Annotated in this window: 16 protein-coding genes; 3 read left to right on the forward strand and 13 right to left on the reverse strand. The window is 56.8% G+C overall.

Features of this window, described 5'->3' with window-relative positions; genetic code table 11:
* Window positions 1–12 precede the first annotated feature (12 nt).
* The 7 genes from aroB to ACT531_RS20165 form a co-directional block, all read right to left on the reverse strand.
* Window positions 13–1,116, reverse strand: a complete 1,104-nt coding sequence (gene aroB / locus ACT531_RS20135) for a 3-dehydroquinate synthase (protein WP_476018561.1) — start codon at window positions 1,114–1,116, stop codon at window positions 13–15.
* Between the two features lie 359 nt (window positions 1,117–1,475).
* Entirely contained in the window at window positions 1,476–2,984 is a 1,509-nt protein-coding gene (locus ACT531_RS20140) for an Ig domain-containing protein (RefSeq protein WP_476018562.1), read from the reverse strand.
* Between the two features lie 21 nt (window positions 2,985–3,005).
* Complete coding sequence (locus ACT531_RS20145; protein WP_476018563.1) at window positions 3,006–5,144, reverse strand: type IV pilus secretin PilQ; 2,139 nt, start codon at window positions 5,142–5,144, stop codon at window positions 3,006–3,008.
* Window positions 5,141–5,683, reverse strand: a complete 543-nt coding sequence (locus ACT531_RS20150; RefSeq protein ID WP_476018564.1) for a pilus assembly protein PilP — start codon at window positions 5,681–5,683, stop codon at window positions 5,141–5,143. Before ACT531_RS20150 ends, ACT531_RS20145 begins: the two co-directional genes overlap by 4 nt.
* On the reverse strand, window positions 5,680–6,345 hold the full coding sequence (locus tag ACT531_RS20155; protein ID WP_476018565.1) for a type IV pilus inner membrane component PilO: 666 nt from the start codon (window positions 6,343–6,345) through the stop codon (window positions 5,680–5,682). The genes ACT531_RS20150 and ACT531_RS20155 overlap by 4 nt, the downstream gene beginning before the upstream one ends.
* A 1-nt stretch (window position 6,346) precedes the next feature.
* Complete coding sequence (locus ACT531_RS20160; RefSeq protein ID WP_476018566.1) at window positions 6,347–6,967, reverse strand: PilN domain-containing protein; 621 nt, start codon at window positions 6,965–6,967, stop codon at window positions 6,347–6,349.
* A complete protein-coding gene (locus ACT531_RS20165) occupies window positions 6,964–8,043 on the reverse strand; it encodes a pilus assembly protein PilM (RefSeq protein WP_015012658.1) in 1,080 nt (359 codons plus the stop codon). The genes ACT531_RS20160 and ACT531_RS20165 overlap by 4 nt, the downstream gene beginning before the upstream one ends.
* A 267-nt stretch (window positions 8,044–8,310) precedes the next feature.
* Here ACT531_RS20165 and ACT531_RS20170 point away from each other — a divergent pair, with 267 nt between their 5' ends.
* Window positions 8,311–10,704 carry a penicillin-binding protein 1A gene (locus tag ACT531_RS20170; protein ID WP_476018567.1) on the forward strand — a complete coding sequence of 798 codons (2,394 nt, stop codon included), beginning with the start codon at window positions 8,311–8,313 and terminating at the stop codon, window positions 10,702–10,704.
* A gap of 50 nt (window positions 10,705–10,754) precedes the next feature.
* Here the strand turns inward: ACT531_RS20170 and cyaY are convergent, their stop codons facing one another.
* A complete protein-coding gene (cyaY, locus tag ACT531_RS20175; protein ID WP_110959754.1) occupies window positions 10,755–11,084 on the reverse strand; it encodes an iron donor protein CyaY in 330 nt (109 codons plus the stop codon).
* A 12-nt stretch (window positions 11,085–11,096) separates the two neighbouring features.
* Between cyaY and lptM the strand changes: the two genes are divergently transcribed.
* Both lptM and ACT531_RS20185 read left to right on the forward strand, forming a co-directional pair.
* Entirely contained in the window at window positions 11,097–11,303 is a 207-nt protein-coding gene (gene lptM, locus ACT531_RS20180; protein WP_476018568.1) for an LPS translocon maturation chaperone LptM, read from the forward strand.
* Window positions 11,304–11,418: 115 nt separating this feature from the next.
* A complete protein-coding gene (locus tag ACT531_RS20185) occupies window positions 11,419–12,246 on the forward strand; it encodes an oxygen-binding di-iron domain-containing protein (RefSeq protein WP_015012654.1) in 828 nt (275 codons plus the stop codon).
* Between the two features lie 65 nt (window positions 12,247–12,311).
* Here ACT531_RS20185 and ACT531_RS20190 read toward each other — a convergent pair whose 3' ends face one another.
* The 5 genes from ACT531_RS20190 to ACT531_RS20210 all read right to left on the reverse strand — a co-directional run bounded on the left by ACT531_RS20190 (window position 12,312) and on the right by ACT531_RS20210 (window position 18,491).
* The gene (locus ACT531_RS20190) at window positions 12,312–12,968 is read right to left on the reverse strand and encodes a protein-methionine-sulfoxide reductase heme-binding subunit MsrQ (RefSeq protein WP_476018569.1); all 657 of its coding nucleotides are present in this window, start codon (window positions 12,966–12,968) and stop codon (window positions 12,312–12,314) included.
* 61 nt (window positions 12,969–13,029) lie between these two features.
* A complete protein-coding gene (gene msrP, locus ACT531_RS20195) occupies window positions 13,030–14,034 on the reverse strand; it encodes a protein-methionine-sulfoxide reductase catalytic subunit MsrP (protein WP_015012652.1) in 1,005 nt (334 codons plus the stop codon).
* A gap of 181 nt (window positions 14,035–14,215) precedes the next feature.
* A complete protein-coding gene (gene ccsB, locus ACT531_RS20200; protein ID WP_060987681.1) occupies window positions 14,216–15,565 on the reverse strand; it encodes a c-type cytochrome biogenesis protein CcsB in 1,350 nt (449 codons plus the stop codon).
* A complete protein-coding gene (locus ACT531_RS20205) occupies window positions 15,562–17,715 on the reverse strand; it encodes a cytochrome c biogenesis protein ResB (RefSeq protein WP_476018570.1) in 2,154 nt (717 codons plus the stop codon). Before ACT531_RS20205 ends, ccsB begins: the two co-directional genes overlap by 4 nt.
* Window positions 17,716–17,861: 146 nt before the next feature.
* Window positions 17,862–18,491, reverse strand: a complete 630-nt coding sequence (locus ACT531_RS20210) for a c-type cytochrome (protein ID WP_015012649.1) — start codon at window positions 18,489–18,491, stop codon at window positions 17,862–17,864.
* Window positions 18,492–18,556 lie beyond the last annotated feature (65 nt).

Genomic DNA, 18,556 nt, shown 5'->3' on the forward strand with positions numbered 1-18,556 from the left:
AACAAAGAAGCCTCAGCTGCAACATGCATCAATGACTTCACGCACCAACCGATCAGGCGCGGAACGAACCACCGCTTTGCCCGGACTTTCTATCAACACAAAACGGATCTCGCCAGCCTCAGACTTCTTGTCTCCCCTCATGAGCTGAAGATAACGACCCGCGTTGTCTTTACTATCCAAAATAGGCCCCTTAACAGGCAACCCCGCTCTACGGATCATCGACACCAATCGCTGAACAAAGATCTCATCCACCAATCCGAGCCGACACGACAGTTCTGCAGCCATCACCATGCCAGCACCCACTCCCTCGCCGTGTAACCATATGCCATAACCCATACCCGCTTCAATGGCATGACCAAAAGTGTGACCAAAATTCAGGATAGCGCGCAAACCAGATTCACGCTCGTCCTGACCCACTACCGTCGCCTTTATCTCACAACAACGGCGCACCATATGAGCCAAAGCGTCATTCTTATGGGCCATGATGCCATCCATAGAATGCTCCAGCCAATCGAAAAACTCCATATCAGCAATCGGACCGTATTTGATGACCTCGGCCAGACCTGCACTGAACTCACGCGCTGGCAAAGTGGCCAGCACATCTAAATCGCAAACGACGCGCTGAGGCTGATAGAACGCCCCCACCATATTCTTGCCCAACGGGTGATTAATACCGGTCTTACCGCCCACCGATGAGTCCACTTGAGCAAGGAGAGTGGTGGGTACTTGCACAAAAGGAACACCCCTCATGTAACTAGACGCAGCAAAACCAGTCATGTCTCCTACTACACCACCGCCGAGTGCGAACAATACAGTCTTTCTATCACAACCACGTTTCAATAGAGCATCAAATATCGACTGTAAGGTCCCCCAGTTCTTGTGCTCCTCACCATCCGGTAGCTGGACCTCATGAATCTGAGCATATCGACCATAAAGCGCTGTTCGCAGTCGCTCAGAGTAGAGCGGGGCGACGGTTGAATTGCTAACGATCAGAGCAGCAGTGGCGTGAGGCAAACCATCATAGGACGCGGCATCGGCTAGCAGCCCCCCGCCGATAACGATGCGGTAGCTGCGCTCACCCAGATCAATTGGAACTTCTTGGGGAATTGAGGGCATGGATATTTTTTGACTCAAGTGATGGCGGCGAAATACATCGCCCCACCATTTTGCCTGTATTTAACCGTGCTCTCTGAAACGTTGACCGGCAGAGAACGCAGCTCTAGCAACCGGCGCCCACTCAGAGTACAAGCAACAAGAGAAAGCCTAAGTTCTCAGGTTACACGCCGTTGCCGCTGACGCACTGTAGCTGCGCCCCCGCGTCGGGCGGTCCGCCTATACAGACCATTCCTAATTGAGACACCTCGGGGCGCAGCTGGAGCGAGAAGAATAGACAAAAAAATCCCCGGACAAGCCGGGGACATGAGCAGAAGAAATCAGGCCTTGAAGGTTTTTACCCTAAGCGAGCAGCCATCCTGTCATGGGCAAGCAAGAGCAGGAGTGCTTCCACTAACCACAGTGATACTGAACCGCCGAGTGACCGTTGCAGCCCCTTTGCTAGCGGTCACCAAAAATTCACGTGCACCGCAGTCGGCTACAGCCGGCCTACCATTCAGCACACCTGCAGACCCAGTCGTTCCACTCGTTAGCCATCCAGGGAGTCCGGTGAACTGCCACGTGACGCTACTGACCGAGGATACGAAGGAGTAAGTGAAATTAACACCGACGGGGGCAGAGCCAAGAGAGCACACCGTGTTTGAGTTGCAATCACCAATCGCAAAATCTTCAGGCAATCCGCCTACCAACTTCAGCTTCACGGTACCCGATGCAGAAACTTTGTTCTTATCAGTAACCGTTACGGTAGCACGGTACTCACGCTCTTCCGCGTCTTTACTGGCCTTACCACTTAGCAATCCAGTGCTGGCATCAATACTCAACCCAGCGGGAAGTCCAGTGGCGCTCCAAGTGTATGGAGGCAACCCCCCGGTCACCGTCAACAAGGAAGTAAAAGGCACTTCCTTCGTGACGTCGCCCAAATCAGCTCCTGCAAACACCGGAGGCGCAGTTACGGCCTCAAGCACGGAAACAGGAACGATAGCCGTCATAGGGTCCGTGATGCCGTTGCTCACGTTGTTATCAAATCGATCCGCGGCCAGTTCAAGGAAGATTGGTCCAGTCTCGGTTCCACTAAGCAACGAAAATGTTGCTACACCGCCTATGGAGGGCAATTGCAAAACGCTACCACTCTGAGAGCCTGCGACCAATCGAGCTCCTTGTCCGGCTTCCGTGCCGGACAGAATCCGAACCTGCACATTCCCACCGGTGATACTTGAAGCAGGCTGGTTGGCATCATCGAGCACAAATGCTTGAATTGCCATTTGAGGCAATAGCCCGTTAGCATTCCCCTTGGTCCCCAAATACCCAGGTATCTGTGCTTCTAGACGAACACTGGCTGGTTTACCTGTTGCACCTCCAACAGAAATATCGGCACTAGCAAATTTTTGCTGTTTATCTCTCGGATCAGTGACGGAGCAAACGACTCGAGCAACGCCCGCTTGGTTTCCCGCGTGAAAGTGAAACGAATTTCCACCAGAATTCGAACCTAGAGTAATACTGCGATAGGCGTTTGGAACTTTAATCTTTCCACCATTACCATCATCCACTTCGGTTTCGTGCTCGGGATTACCATCAAGATAGTAAAGCGAACCAGAATCCAACCCCGCAGAGAGGTTACAAGCAAAAATTTCCTCCCCACCAGGAATCGGAGCCCCGCCTTTTTTAGCATCTACATATAAGGTAGTTGTATAAGGTCGATAAACACCAGTTCCAGGGCCAATACCAGAGATATTCAACGGCAATTTATCCTTCTCTGCACGAACGGTGATGGTATATGACTCTTGAGTCTCACCAGCACTGCCGCCACCTCCGCCGCATGCCGTCAAAGCCACTGATAGCGCAACTGGTAGAAATTTGAATTGCTTAAACATTTTCTTCCTTAGTTTATACATTTACCTAGATGCCGTACGATCACTGATTACTTTTGGAGTAATAAAAATCAGCATTTCCCTCTTTGTCGACTCTCTAGTCCTATTTTTAAACAAATTACCAACAACAGGCACATCACCTAGCACCGGGATTTTATTCTCCTGATTGGTCTCTTCCATTTCAAAAATACCACCAATCACAACAGTACCACCATTTTCTATCAAAATCTGAGTTTTGACATGCTTTGTATCGATAGCAACGCCTTGAGTAGTTGTTTCACCACGACTGTCCTTATTAACATCCAAATCCAGAATAATATTCCCTTCTGGAGTTATCTGGGGCGTCACTTCCAACTTCAGCACCGCCTTTTTGAATGCAAGCGTTGTCGCACCATTAGGGGCTGTCACTGCATAAGGATACTCAGTTCCTTGTTCAATTAGTGCTTTAGTTTGATCAGCCGTAATAATGCGAGGACTTGATATGACGCGACCTTTACCATCAGCCTCCATCGCTGACAACTCGAGAGTCAAAAATCTGTTCGCAGCCGAGTTAAAAATAGAAAGAGCGAAGTTACCCACACTACTGACGTTTGACAAGCTGGCAGGCAGATTCACAAAAGTGCCGCTTGTATTCGTTGTACCGCCAGCACCGCTAGAAGCAACAGCGTCGTTATAGGACGTTCCGAGCGCTACGCGATTGGCTCCTCCGATGCTATAGCCACCGTCTCCACCACGATTCGCCCTCAAATCCGTCGCCCCAAGCCGTACACCCAACGATCGGCCAAAAGTGTCGCGGGCTTCCACAATACGCGCCTCAATCAAAACCTGACGCACCGCCACATCCAGGCTAGCCAACAGCAAACGGACCTCCTCAAGTTTGCTTGGCGTATCGGTTACGAAAATCTGGTTCGTGCGTGGCTCTGATATGGCACTCCCGCGTTCAGACAAAAACCGAGTAGTAATAGCCGTTCCTGTCGCGCCAACACTTGTTGTTAGCTGGGCAACAATATCCGCCGCCTTCGCATAATTTAACTGGAAAGACTGAGTCTTCAAAGGCTCTAGCTTCTGAATGGCTTGAGCAGCTTCAAAATCTTTTTTTGTCCGTGCATCTATTTCGTCCTTGGGCGCGATCCAAAGAACAGAACCCGTTTTTCGCATACCAAGCCCCTTGGCATCCATTATGATTTGGAGCGCTTGGTCCCAGGGAACATCTTTGAGCCGCAAAGTTAATGCGCCCGTCACGGTATCAGATGTAACGATATTAAAATTTGTAAAGTCAGCAATCACTTGAAGAAGCGATCTCACTTCAATATTTTGAAAATTCAACGACAGCTTTTCCCCAGAGTACCCTGGCCCTTGGGTCAATTTGCTCAGATCGATTTTTTTCTGTCGAACTTCAATCACAAACTGATTATCGCTTTGGTACGCACTGTGCTCCCAATCACCACTAGACTCGATGAGCATCCGAACACGTTCGCCAGCCTGGCTTGTGGTTACTGTCTGAATAGGGGTACCAAAGTCTGTGACATCCAAACGCCGGCGCAATCCTTCAGGCAGAGATGAGCGCATGAATTCCACAGTAATGCCTTTAGCTTGTTGCTGCAGATCAACGCCTACTTGGTTACTGGCAAGATTAACAATCACTCTCCCAGCACCGTCAGCACCGCGACGAAAATCTATATCCTTCAGGGGCAGTACATCGCTGTTCTGACTTTCTGAAAACGCAACAGACTGCGAGGGCGCCATAGCAGCCCCAGAGGCCACAGACTCCAATGAAAGAAATAGAGACCTCCCCGAGAGATCAATCTTGTAAGCTGCTGGCACCTTTAAGTTCAAAACAATGCGCGACCGATCACCAGCCTGAACCACATTTACAGATTTTAGGTTCCCAAGATTAATCTCATGCGTATTTTTGCCAGAAGAATTAACAATCCCTTGAAAATCTAACGCTATCCGGGCAGGGGATTGTGTTGCAAACCCTGTAGGCAAAACTGAGGGTGGGTCGGTGAAGTCAATCTTTAGCGTCTCAACGCCAGCCTGGACACTAGCAGAAATAGCACTAATAGCCCCTCCAGCAAACGCGCTAAAGGATGCAAAAAGCATTGAAACGCCAACAGCAGCGCTACGGCAGTAATTTAATAAATGGCCACTATATTGTTTCATTTTTTGCCCTCTTGCAGATCAAGCGACGCTGAACGTTCTATCCAATCCCCAGTTGCATCTTGCACAATTTCGCGCAACTGGATTGCATTTTCGGTAATCTGAACAATCTTTCCATAATTTTGACCCAAATAATTTCCAACCTTGATTTGGTAAATTAAATTGTCAACTTTAACTAGTGCAGTTGGGGCTCCTGACTTATTCAAGCTTCCCACCATTACGATTGCATCAAGAGGAAAGGCCTCCAACGGATCTTTACGACGATTCATCTCCGGAGCGATCAGCGCAGCGTTTGAAGCCACTTGATTAGAATCGCGTTTCAGCGCCTGAGTTAGCTTACCTTGGTTAAACGGCTCGATAACATCATCTTGTACATAAGGTTCTGGAAAGAATTTTTTTGGCTCCGTCAAGGGCTGAACATTTGGTTTGGTACTAGCCCTCTGCTCGGCCATCCAAACTCTCAACTCATCCTCTCCGGACGACCCGCAGCCGGACAGGACGAATACGCCAAGAACAAGGAGTATCCGAATATTAGCTTTCATTGCTTGACACTCCCGGCCTTTTTCTGCGCCTGTATTTCTTCAGGATCCAGATATCGAAAGGTTCGCGCGGTTGCGTCCATGGTTAACACATCACGAGCATTCGGAACAATTGCCATATTGTTCAAAGTGACAATGCGCGACAAGTGCGCAATATCTGAAGCAAATGCACCGATATCGTGATACTTCCCGGTCACTCGTATCGTTATAGGTAATTCAGCATAGTAGTCTTTCACGACAACTTGACCAGGGCGAAAAAGTTCGAACTGCAGGCTTCGCCCCAAACCAGACTGGTTGATATCAGAAAGAAGCGCTGCCATTTCGGCTTTACTAGGAAGCTGCTTTTCAAGTTGAATAACATACTGCTGTATTTGCTCGCGCTGTTTCTTCAACGCATCCAGACTGACAGCTTTTACAAGTTTCTTTTGATAGTCAGTCCGCAAAACCAGCTCTTTGCTACGCTCCTCTTCCAGTTGCACTTCATATTCCTGCAAAAAAGCAAACCATGCAACGATCGCGACTGCAGCAGCGATAAAAACACAAAGGATAACCTTGGGCAATACCGGCCAAGCTGAGGGATCCCTTGTGTCTAAATTTTTAAACTGTCGCTGAATGGCTTCGAGACGCTCAGCTGTGCTGATCGATTTTTCTGTTGACTTCGCCATATCATTTACCTCCTGGCGACGAAGCGGTGGCACTTGCTGCCTCTATGACTTTTTGAGCGTCACTAGCACGGACCAGCTGAAACCTCAAGTTAAAGGAAGAAACCCTCCGCTGGTCCCTTTGGCTCAAAGCTACCGTGCTTGCCGTAATTTCCGTCAACTCCGGCTTCGCAAGCCATGGCGTATTACTAGCCAAGTTACGCAGCAACTCAGAAACGCGCTCATTAGATTGGGCCATCCCTTGCATTGTTATCGTTTGGCCAACTTGCTTTATTGCGGTGACGTATACACCATCAGGTAACTGCTTAACCAATTCGGTGAGCAGGTGAACAGGCAAATTGCGATCTGACTGCAGATCTTCGACAGCCTTTTGGCGTGCACGCAAGGAAGCAATCTCATCCTCTATGGACGCAATTTCCTTGATCTGTCCTTCCAGCACCTTGATCTCTTGCTGGAGAAAGGTATTCTTATTCTGCTGATCCGTGATCATGATCTGAAACCACCAATAGATGGCTCCAGCAATAGCAAGACCCAACAGAAACGACGCAAACATCGTCGCCTGGAACGCCTCCTTGCGACGCTTGCGAGCCTCTTCACGATGAGGTAACAAATTGATGAGAATCACTGCAGAAACCTCCGCATAGCGAGACCGCAAGAGGTCAGGTAGGACGGCGCTTCACGCACCATTTTTTTCAGTCGCACGGAACTTCCGATTTCCATGCCATCAAAAGGATTGACAGCACTGCATGCAAAACCGGTTTGCTGAGTGACTGCCTCTGTAAGACCTGGCAGTGGGGCCGAGCCTCCGGCCAGCATGATGTGGTCGACACGGTTGTGCGGCGTGCTTGTGAAGAAGAACTGCAGGGCGCGACCAATCTCTTGGGCCATGCTGTCAACAAAAGGACGGAGGACCGCTGATTGATAGTCTTCTGGCAAATCACCGCTGCGCTTTTTGCTCTCGGCTTCTTCCACCGAGAAACCATATTGACGAACAATCAACTGAGTAAGCTGGGCGCCGCCAAAGGCTTGGTCACGGTCATACAGAACCTCTTCGTTCCGGATCACCTGCATGCTGGTCGTCAGGGCTCCCACCTCGAAAAGGGCCACCATCGCATCCACGCCTTTATTAGGCAGCGCTTCAATGAGGCGCCCAGCAGCCAGTCGTGATGCATGGGATTCAATATCGACCACCACGGGCTTCAGCCCGGCGGCCTCCGCCAAGCCCTGTCGGTCTTGGACTTTTTCACGCCGGGACGCGGCAATCAGAACGTCAACATCCCCTGGTGCGTTTTTACTGGGACCGATAACGCAAAAATCCAAGCTGACCTCGTCGAGCGAAAACGGGATGTACTGGTTGGCCTCGGATTCCACCTGGACCTCAAGCTCCTGCTCGGTCATACCACCTGGCAGCGTGATCTTCTTGGTGATCACTGCGGAAGGGGGCAGCGCAAGCGCCACGTTTTTGGTTCTAGTGCCGCTCTTCTTGACCAAGCGACGCAATGCGTCCGCCACTTCGTCAAACTTTTCGATGTTGCCATCGGTGATCCAGCCCCGCTCCAGTGGCTCGATCGCGCAACGCTCTAGGACCAGACTACCCGCCTTATCGCGTCCCAACTCCACCAGCTTGACACTGGAGGAGCTGATGTCGATTCCCAGCAGCGGAGCAGACTGGCGATTGAACAAAGACCCCATTGAGATCAAGATTGGTCCCCTGTAACTTGCCAAAATGAGGCAACAAAACTTAACACTTCACATGAATGCTATCAGTAAGATAGTTCTCCAGCAAAGATTTTTCCCCCTGTAACATCAGAAGAGCGTTGCCAAAAGCAGACGAAATTTTTGGGCGCTGCAATACCGCTCGGCCACTACCGGAAGCCTTTCGGCGGCACCTTGCCAAGTACGAAATTGGATTTCGAGCCCCAGCGGTGGACATTTTTATAATGGGCGGTCTTACCCCATCGGAGCGATATGCCGCCCTCCCCTTCGAAGTCCTCCGACAAGTCGGACTCCTCTCCTGTTCGCACCCGCCCCAGTTGGCTTCGCTGGTTGGTTCGTATCTCTCTTTGGATCACGGGATTGGCGGCGGCCGCAGCCTTGGGCCTGGCGCTCACAATTGCTGTGGCTCTGTCGGTGGCCTACCCCAACCTACCCGACATCTCTGACTTGGCGGACTACCGTCCCAAACTGCCGCTGCGGGTGTACTCAGCGGAAGGAGCCTTGCTGGGCGAGTTTGGCGAAGAACGTCGCAACCTCACACCCATCGGCGAGATTCCGCAGGTCATGAAAGACGCCGTTTTGGCGATTGAAGATGCCCGGTTCTTCCAGCACGGCGGGGTGGACTACAAAGGCGTTCTGCGTGCGGGTCTCGCCAATCTGGGCCGGGTAAAAAGCCAAGGCGCTTCCACGATCACCATGCAGGTGGCACGCAATGTTTATCTGTCTTCAGAAAAAACATTTACTCGCAAAATTTACGAAATCTTACTAACCTTCAAATTGGAGCATTTGCTGACCAAGGATCAGATTCTTGAGATTTACATGAATCAGATTTTCCTCGGCAATCGTGCTTACGGTTTTGCAGCCGCCTCTGAAGCTTATTTTGGTAAACCGCTCAAATCCGTTTCGATCGCCGAAGCTGCGATGCTTGCCGGTTTGCCTAAGGCTCCCTCTGCCTACAACCCCATCAGCAATCCGAAACGTGCCCGCGCTCGTCAGCAGTACATCATCGAGCGGATGGAAGAAAACGGCTTCATCACTGCGCAACAAGCAGAGCAAGCCAAGAAAGAAGAACTGAAAATCCGCACGGGGCCCGACAACACCCGTATCCACGCTGAATACGTGGCGGAAATGGCCCGCCAGCTGATCTTTGCCCAGTACGGCAACGAGGCCTACACACGCGGTCTCAATGTGTACACCACCCTCAATGCCGCAGAACAAGAGGCTGCCTATGTTGCCTTGCGGCGCGGGATCATGGATTACGAGCGGCGCCAGCAGTATCGGGGGCCGGAGAAGTTTGTAGCGCTGCCTGCCAGCGCCCAGGAGGTGGAAGACGCCATTGATGACGCACTGGCCAACCACCCGGACAATGGCGACGTGCTCTCCGCGGTGGTGCTGGAGGCATCCGCCAAACGCATCCTAGCCGCCCGTGCCAACGGGGATTCGGTGGAGATCACGGGCGATGGACTGAAGCCTGCTCAATCCGGCCTCAGCGACAAGGCCCCTCCCAATATCAAGATACGGCGTGGCGCTGTGATCCGTGTGGTCAAGACACCCAAGGGCGCCTGGGAAATTACACAGCTGCCCGAAGTGGAAGGCGCTTTTGTGGCCCTGGACCCGCGCAACGGCTCCATTCGTGCACTGGTGGGTGGCTTCGACTTCGACAAAAACAAGTTCAACCACGCAGCGCAGGCCTGGCGCCAGCCGGGCTCCAGCTTCAAGCCCTTCATTTACTCGGCGGCGCTCGAAAAAGGCTTTACGCCCGCAACCGTGATCAACGACGCCCCGCTGTTCTTTGATGCGGGTGTCACCGGCGGCCAACCCTGGGAGCCCAAGAACTACGACGGCAAGTACGACGGCCCCATGAGCATGCGCACCGGCTTGGCGAAGTCCAAGAACATGATCTCCATCCGAATCCTGCAGGCCGTAGGCCCCAAGACGGCACAGGAATGGGTGGGACGGTTTGGATTCGACCCCGAGAAACACCCCGCCTACCTGACCATGGCGCTGGGTGCAGGCTCAGTGACGCCTCTGCAAATGGCCTCTGCGTATTCGGTGTTCGCCAACGGCGGGTACCGCATCAATCCTTGGCTGATCGCCAAGGTCACCGACCATAAGGGCCGGGTGATTTCAGAGATCACACCTCCCGCGTTGAGTGAACAGCCACGTGCCATTGATGCGCGCAACGCCTTTGTCATGAGCAGCCTGTTGCAGGAAGTGACCCGCACCGGTACTGCAGCACGGGCTCAAGCGACTCTGAAACGTCCCGATCTTTATGGCAAAACCGGTACCACCAATGATTCGGTGGACGCGTGGTTTGCTGGGTTCCAGCCGACCATAGCAGCCGTGACCTGGATTGGCTATGACACGCCGCGTAATCTGGGCAGCCGGGAAACCGGGGGCGGGCTGAGCCTGCCGGTGTGGATCAGCTTCATGGAGCGCGCGCTCAAGGGTGTGCCGGTGATGGAGCCCACGGTGCCGCCCGGTGTCGTGAATGTGGGCGGCGAGTGGTTCTACGAGGAATACGCGCGCAACGCGGGTGTTTCGAGCGTGGGGGTGGAAGACCGATCCGCATCTCCTGCGGTAGCCCCCCAGGCGCCTCCTCCTTCTGAAGAGCGCAGTCGCATCCTGGACTTGTTCCGTAACTGATCGCCCCAACGCCCCAGCACCAGCCCCTCAGGCTGGCGGGGCGAAAACCGTCACGCAGAAAACTGCAGCGACATGCCGGACTGCTGTGACGCGTCGCGCGTGAGGCACGCAAAAAACTCACCTGCGCCTTTGGTATCCTGCCAGTGGCTGCCATCAAAACGGTAGTGGTAGCCGCCCGATCGGGCCGCCATCCACACCTCGTGCAGCGGCTTTTGCAGATTGATCACGATCTGGCTGCGATTGGGAAAGGTCAAGGTCACCATGCCCCCCGAGCGCTGGCTGTCCACATCGGCATCCGAGGTGTCGTTGATGCGATCACAACTGCGCTCGACGGCAAGCAGCAGTTGTTCGGCGTGGTCCATGAATTCGAGGTCGGTCATTACAATTTGCGCATGTTGAAAGCTCCCCAAATTCTAGTCAGGACGCTTGTCCTTGCTGCCAGTGCGGCAGCCCTCTTCGGTTGTGGCCAGCGGGGGCCGTTGTATCTGCCGACCGGCCCTGCTGCGAGCCAGCGTGCCACGCTGTCGCAAACACTCACGCCGAGCAACGACACCAACACTGCGCCGTCGCCTGCGGCCAGCACCTCGCAGCCACGCTGAAGCATTCGATCGCCTGCGCAGAATGGCCAGGCAATGCGGTTTCGCTTGATTTCCATCAAGCACAAACCTTAGGGGTACTCGTACAGTCTGCGCTTTATTGCACCGCAGGATGGCCATGGCCCTGGAACTCTACCGCGACAAAAATCATGCTTGCCTGATGTTCACCGACCTCATTGAGGAGGATGGGCAGGCCGTGCAGGCCAATCAGTTCCTGATCGTGGACGACGACACCGGCGCCATCATCGACCCGGGCGGCAACCTCGCGTTCAACGAGCTGTTCATGGGAATGACCAAGCATTTCCCGCCGCACAAGCTGTCGTACCTGATCGCCTCGCACGCAGACCCGGACATCATCGCCTCGCTGGACCGCTGGATGACCAGCACCAAGGCCAACCTGGTGATCTCACGTGTGTGGGAGCGCTTTGCACCGCACTTCACCAAGGTGGGCAAAACCGAAAACCGCGTGATCGGTGTGCCAGACGGTGGCGGCCACCTGCCACTGGGACGCCATGAACTGGTGCTGCTGCCTGCGCACTTCATGCACTCCGAGGGCAACTTCCACTTCTACGACCCGGTCAGTCGCATCCTCTTCACAGGCGACCTGGGCGTATCGATGATGTCGGGGGCCGAGGCCCGTGTGCCGGTGACTGACCTCAAGGCGCACATTCCGCGCATGGAGGGGTTCCACCGCCGCTACATGGTGTCCAACAAGATCCTGCGCTTGTGGGCACGCATGGCCCGGCAGCTCGACATTGCCATGATCGTGCCGCAGCATGGTGCCCCGATCATGGGCAAGGAAGCCATTAGCGACTTCTTTGAATGGATCGAGAACCTGATGTGCGGCATCGACCTGTTCGATGATCGCGCCTACCAGATTCCCACCGCGTACATCGACCCTGTGACCCGGCAGATGCGCCCTGCGCTGCGGGCAGTCAATGGGTAAATGTTGGTCAAATCGACTGCAAGCGCTACAACTACAAGCCCAAAAAGCTATAAATTTAATAGCATTTAACGTCCCGGAGATCCAGCGGCTGTCCGTCTTGCCGCTGAACCGGCCGGTGCAGCCGACCGCTTTTGCAGTCGGTGCCAAAGTCGCCAGCCCAGCAGCGCGCCGAGGATGGCGGCATAGATGGTCACTTCACCAAAATTGTTCTTGCCCGCACGCATCCAGAAGAAATGCAGCACCGCCAGCCCGGCCACGGCATAGACAGTGCGGTGCAGCGCCTGCCAGCGCTTGCCGCCCAAGGCCTTGATCGCGCGATTGAACGACGTCGCAGCCAACAGGGCCAGCAACACCAGGGCCAATGTGCCCACCAGGATGAAGGGCCGCTTGGCGATGTCGTGCAGGATGTCCGGGATGTCAAAACCCATGTCGAACCAGCTGTAGCTCAGCAGGTGCAGCACGCCGTAAAAGAACACGAACAACCCCAGCATGCGCCGAAACCGCGCCAGTTGCGGGGTGGCGGTGATAACGCGCAGTGGAGTGATCGCCAGCACCAAGCAAAGCGCCCGCAGCGTCCAGTCACCAGTGGCGCGGATCAACGCCTCTGCAGGGTTGGCGCCCAGCTGGTTCGCCACCGCTGCATAGACCAGCCATGCCAGCGGCAACAGGCACAACACGAACACCACCGGTTTGGCGGCGGGGTGGAGCAATAGTTTTAGCATTGCGATTCAAGAACCACCGTGGCCTCGCACACCGCCCAGGACGGTAGCGAGGCCCAGGCGGTCAGTAGAACTTCTTGAGGTCCATGCCCGCGTAGAGCTGGCCGACCTGGGCTTCGTAGCCGTTGAACATCAACGTCTTGCGTTTCTTGGCAAACAAGCCGTCTTCACCAATGCGCCGCTCGGTCGCCTGGCTCCAGCGGGGGTGGTCCACATTGGGGTTCACATTGGAATAGAACCCGTACTCCTGCTGGGCCGCCTTGTTCCACGCGGTGCCTGGTTCCTTTTCGACAAAGCGGATCTTCACGATGCTCTTGGCGCTCTTGAAGCCGTACTTCCATGGCACCACCAAGCGCACCGGTGCACCGTTCTGGTTGGGCAGCACTTCGCCGTACATGCCGAAGGCCAGCAAGGTCAGCGGGTGCATGGCCTCGTCCATGCGCAAGCCTTCCACATAAGGCCAGTCCAGCACGCGCGAGCCCACGAAGGGCATGGTGGCCTTGTCGGCCAGGGTCACAAACTCGACGTACTTGGCGCTGCCCTGAGGCTCCACCCGCTTGATCAGCTCGGCCAGCGAGTACCCCACCCACGGGATGACCATGGACCAGCCTTCGACGCAGCGCAGTCTGTAAATACGTTCTTCCTGCGCGCTGAGTTTGATCAGGTCTTCAATGCCGTACTTGCCGGGCTTCTTGACCAGGCCCTCAACTTCCACCGTCCACGGGCTGGTCTTAAGGGTGTGCGCATTGCGGGCGGGGTCGGCCTTGTCGGTGCCAAATTCGTAGAAGTTGTTGTAGGTGCTCGCGTCCTTGTAGTCCGTGAGCTTCTCCATGGAGACCGCACCCGCTACTGCCGACTTGGCGCCCGCCAGAGGCGCCAGCTTGCCGGGCCGCGTGACCGCCACCTGTTGCGCCAGGGCCTCCCGCCCTGCCCAGGCGGCCATGGCCGCGCCCGCAGCACCACCCGCCATCAGCTTGAGCATCTGGCGGCGGTCTTCGTAGACCGAGCGGGGGGTGATTTCGGAGGAGTACGGGTGGTTGAAACCCGAATCGCGTGAGGGGATCAGCATGGTGGCTCCGGTCATGGTGGGTGAAACAGCTGCAGCGGTAGAGCAGAACAACTGTTAGTTCGTTCCCTGGACCGCTCAGGTTACACCGAAGACGCAATAGTTGCTGTGCGCCTGCGAAAGCCCGACATGCCCCCCGCGCCTGTTGACGATTTCGCAGGGATCGTCAACAGCGCTCGCTCTCTCAGAGCGTGCCGTAGCTGTGCAGGCCGCTCAGGAACATGTTGACGCCCAGGAACGCGAAGGTCGTCACAGCCAGACCCACCAGCGCCCACCAGGCGGACACCGTGCCGCGCAGGCCCTTCATGAGCCGCATGTGCAGCCAGGCCGCGTAGTTGAGCCAGACGATCAGGGCCCAGGTTTCCTTGGGGTCCCAGCTCCAGTAGCCGCCCCAGGCCTCGGCCGCCCACAGCGCACCCAGCACCGTGGCGATGGTGAAGAACGCAAAGCCCACCGCGATGGACTTGTACATCACGTCGTCCAGGATCTCGAACGAGGGCAGGCGCGCCGCGATGCGCTTGCGGCCCAGCAGAATGCCCGCAACGATGAAGGCCGAAACGCCGAAGTACACCATCCAGTAGCTGCCGCCGTTTTCCGTCGCCCCCTGGCGGAACACGATGGGCTCGAAACACAGCACCACGCCCAGCAGCCACAGCGGCGCCAGCTTGTACCAGCGGGTTTCGGTGGCCTGCTGCTTGATGAGGTAGGCAAACGCCACCATGGCCGAAAGGGCAAACGTGCCATAGCCGATGAAATTGGCAGGCACGTGCAGCTTCATCCACCAGCTCTTGAGCGCGGGGACCAGCGGCTGGATCTCATGCGCCTCGCGCACCACGGTGTACCAAAGCAAAAAGCCCACGGCAGCACTGACCACCAACATCACAAAACCACCCAGCGCGCGCGTGTCGTACTGCTGCTCGTAGTACAGATAGAACGCGGCCGTCATCCAGCAAAACAGAACGAACACTTCGTACAGGTTGCTGACCGGGATGTGGCCGATGTCCGGGCCAATCAGGTAGCTTTCGTACCAGCGCACCAGCGTGCCGATGAGCGCCATCGCCACCGCCACCCAGGCAATGCGCGAGCCCAGCATGCTCATCGTCTTGCCTTCACCGCGCGCAAACATGCCCACCCAGTAAAACGCCGTGCTGATGAAAAACAGCATGCTCATCCACAGGATGGCCGACTGGCTGGACAGGAAATACTTGAGGCCGAACACCGTGTCCGCCCGCGCCAGGCTGCCCGCCCCGTCTTGCTGGTACAGGCCAATGGCCATGAGTGCCACGGCCGCCACCACCAGCATCAGCACGCGCAGCGGGCGCCAGAACCAGCCCAGCCAGATGGTGCACGGGATGGCTCCCAGCAAAATGCCCTTTTCATAGACATCCATGAAGGCGCCGTAGCGCTGCAGCGCATACAGCCCGCCCACGGCCACGATGGCGGCAAACAGCCAGTCCAACCAGTTGCGGCGCGAGAAGAACCCCTCGTTCAGGGTGATTGTGGTAGCGGTCGAGGTAGAAGTCGCGGTGTTCATGCGGTGCCTTCGCGGGGCGACGCCCCGATCAGTTTTTGTGCGAGCTGGACAAACTCCTGGTCGCCGTCCATGGTCTTGCGGTTGGTGGACAGGGCCATGGTGGCGTGGGTACGGCCATCCTGCGGGGCCACCCAGACCCACACGCGCCGCTCGCGAACGTAGAGCATGGCAAAAACGCCCAGGATCAGCAAGGCGCAGCCCAGATAGACAACATTCTTGCCAGGGGCTCGCGCCACCTGGAACACGCTGGCCTGGACCTGGGTGAAGTCCTTGAGTTCAAACGCCAGCGGCGCTGGGTAGACCTGCGCATCGCTGAGCGAGAGCACGGCCTGGGTCATAAAACCCCGGGTCTGATCGTCCTGCGGCAGCGGCGGCAGGCCCTCACGCTGGCGGGTCAACTGGGCCAGCTCGAACAGCGTGCCGTTCAGGATGCGCACCAGCACCTCACCTGCGCGCGCACGCTCCGCCTCGGGCACATTGGCTTCCATGAAGTCCGAGATGGCCTGCAGCCCGCCCGTGGGCTTGCCATCGACCACACCACGCCCTGCGAACAAAGCGAGTGCACGCACGGCAGACTGCTGCAGTTGCTCGGCCAGGTCGGGGCGCGAGGCGTCCATGGCCTGCGACACATAGCGGCGCACCGCCTGCTCCCGGGCCTGGGGGTCGGCCAATGCGGCCTTCATGCGCATGAAACCGTCCATGCTGCCCTTGTCGTCGGCCGGTACCCGCAGGTAGCGGAAGGGCTCTGCCGGGGACTCGCGCACCCCCAGCAGGAACACCGGCACGCCATCGCCGGTGTCCACCGGCAGCATGTAGTTGTGGAACTCGCGTGCCTGGCCGGCCGCATCACGCAGCTTATAGCTCACGCTGGGGCCGACGTTGCGCAGTTCTTTTTTGGTGACGGTCTTGTTGGCGGCGCCCAGGCGCGACTCCACCGACTCGCGCAGGTCCACTTTGCGCACGTCGGCACCGCTGCCGCCCGGGCCAGCGCCACCAAAGTTCTCGACGTTGATGGTGCGCAGCGCCGTGAACTCCAGCGTCAGCGTATCGCTGCCAGGGCCACCGCCCTTGTTGGTGAGCTGCGTGGAGTTGCCCACCACCCCTTCAACATCGAAAGGCTTGGCCCCCGCCACCATGGGTACGGCGCGCAGCTTGAGGTGCGAGCCGCCGTCGTCAAAGCTCGACTGGTAGATCTCGATGCCCTTGTAGCTGGCCGGGTGGTTCACCTCCACACGAGCGGGCGTTTTCTCGCCCGTGGCCTTGTCGTGGATGATGATTTCGCTGGCGAACAGCTTGGGCATGCCGGTGGAGTAGTGCTCCACGATGAACTTCTTGAGCTCGATCGCAAACGGCAGGTCCTGCAGCAGCACGCCATCGGACTGGCTCAGGATGGCGGTGCTCGACTGCGTCCCCTCGGCCACCAGCAGGTTGCCCCGGAAGGTGGGGTTGCGCTCCGACAGGCGGTGCTCAGGCTTCACATCGGCGATCAGCCCACCCCCGGTGTAGACCGACTTGCCGCCCAGCAGCATCTGCGCCCGCACGATGAGGTCGCCGTCCAGCAGCCCCCCCACACACACCAGCACGATGGCGCTGTGCGCTGCGATGTAGCCGATTTTGTTGGCCGCCCCCGCCTTGGCCGCCACCATCCAGCCGGTGCCTGGGCCAGCGGCGGTGTCGCGCTGCTGCAGCCGCACCTTCCATCCGCCACCCGCCAGCAGCGTGCCGATGCGGCGTGCCTCGGCCTCGGCAGAGTCGCTGAGCGCAGCCTCGGCCTTGTGGTGAAACGCTTTCAGGCTTTGCTCGCGGATGTTCTCTTTGTAGACCTTGAGGTCGGTGAGGATCTTGGGCGTGTTGCGGGCAATGCACAGCGAGGTGCTGATGACCAGAAACGCCAGGATCAGCAGGAACCACCAGGCGCTGTACACCGCGTTGAGCTGGATGGCACCAAACAACTCGGCCCAGAACGGTCCGAACTGGTTGACGTAGTTGGCCGAAGGTTCGTGCTGCTTGAGCACCGTGCCGATGACCGAGGCGATGCAGATCACCGTCAGCAGCGAGATGGCGAACCGCATCGAAGACAGCAGCTCGACCCCGGCGCGCAGGGCCTGGGAGCCGGACTTCATGCGAAGGCCCTGGGTGTTGTCGGACATGGGTGGGAGCGGTGTCTGCGAAGCGCGAAAGAAAAAGGGCGGGACCATCGCTGCGATGGACCCGCCCTTTTTGGGGTTGTTATTGGCGGTAGGTTCCGTGCCGCCCGGTCAATCAGGCCGGGCCATGACAAATATCAAGCAATCACTCAACGCAGGCCGGCGATGTAGTCCGCCACGGCCTTGATTTCCTTGTCGTTGAGCTTGGCGGCGACCTGGGTCATCTGGATGCTGTTGGCGCGCGAGCCGTCACGGAACATGTTCAGCTGCGACACCGTGTAGTCGGCGTGCTGGCCCGACAGGCGGGGGTACTGCGCAGGGATGCCAGCGCCATTGGGGCTGTGGCAGCCAGCGCACGCGGCGATCTGGCGGTCGGCAATGCCGCCGCGGTAGATACGCTCACCCATGGCCACCAGGTCCTTGTCCTTAGCAAAGCCGGCCTTGGCGGGCTTGGACGTGAGCCAGTAGGCGATGTTGCGCATGTCGTCGTCCGACAGGGCCGTGGCAAAACCCTTCATGATGGCGTTGTTGCGCTTGCCGGACTTGAATTCCTGCAGCTGCTTGACCAGGTATTCGGGGTGTTGCTGCGACAGCTTGGGGTTGGCCGCGATGGCCGAGTTGCCGTCTGCGCCGTGGCAGGCCGCACACACCGCAGTGAAGCTGGCCTCGCCCTTGACGAGATCCGGCTTGGCCGCTTTGGGTGCGTCACCCGCTGCAAAGGCCGAAAAAACAGGTGCTGCCAGTGCGGCAGCCGTCAGCAATGAGGCGAGCAACTTCATATCGAGGGTGTGTGTTTATGTGCGCAAAACCTCGCGATTCTACAATGATGGTTCTTTCTCTCCCA

The sequence above is a fragment of the Acidovorax sp. DMC1 genome (genome assembly GCF_056314325.1).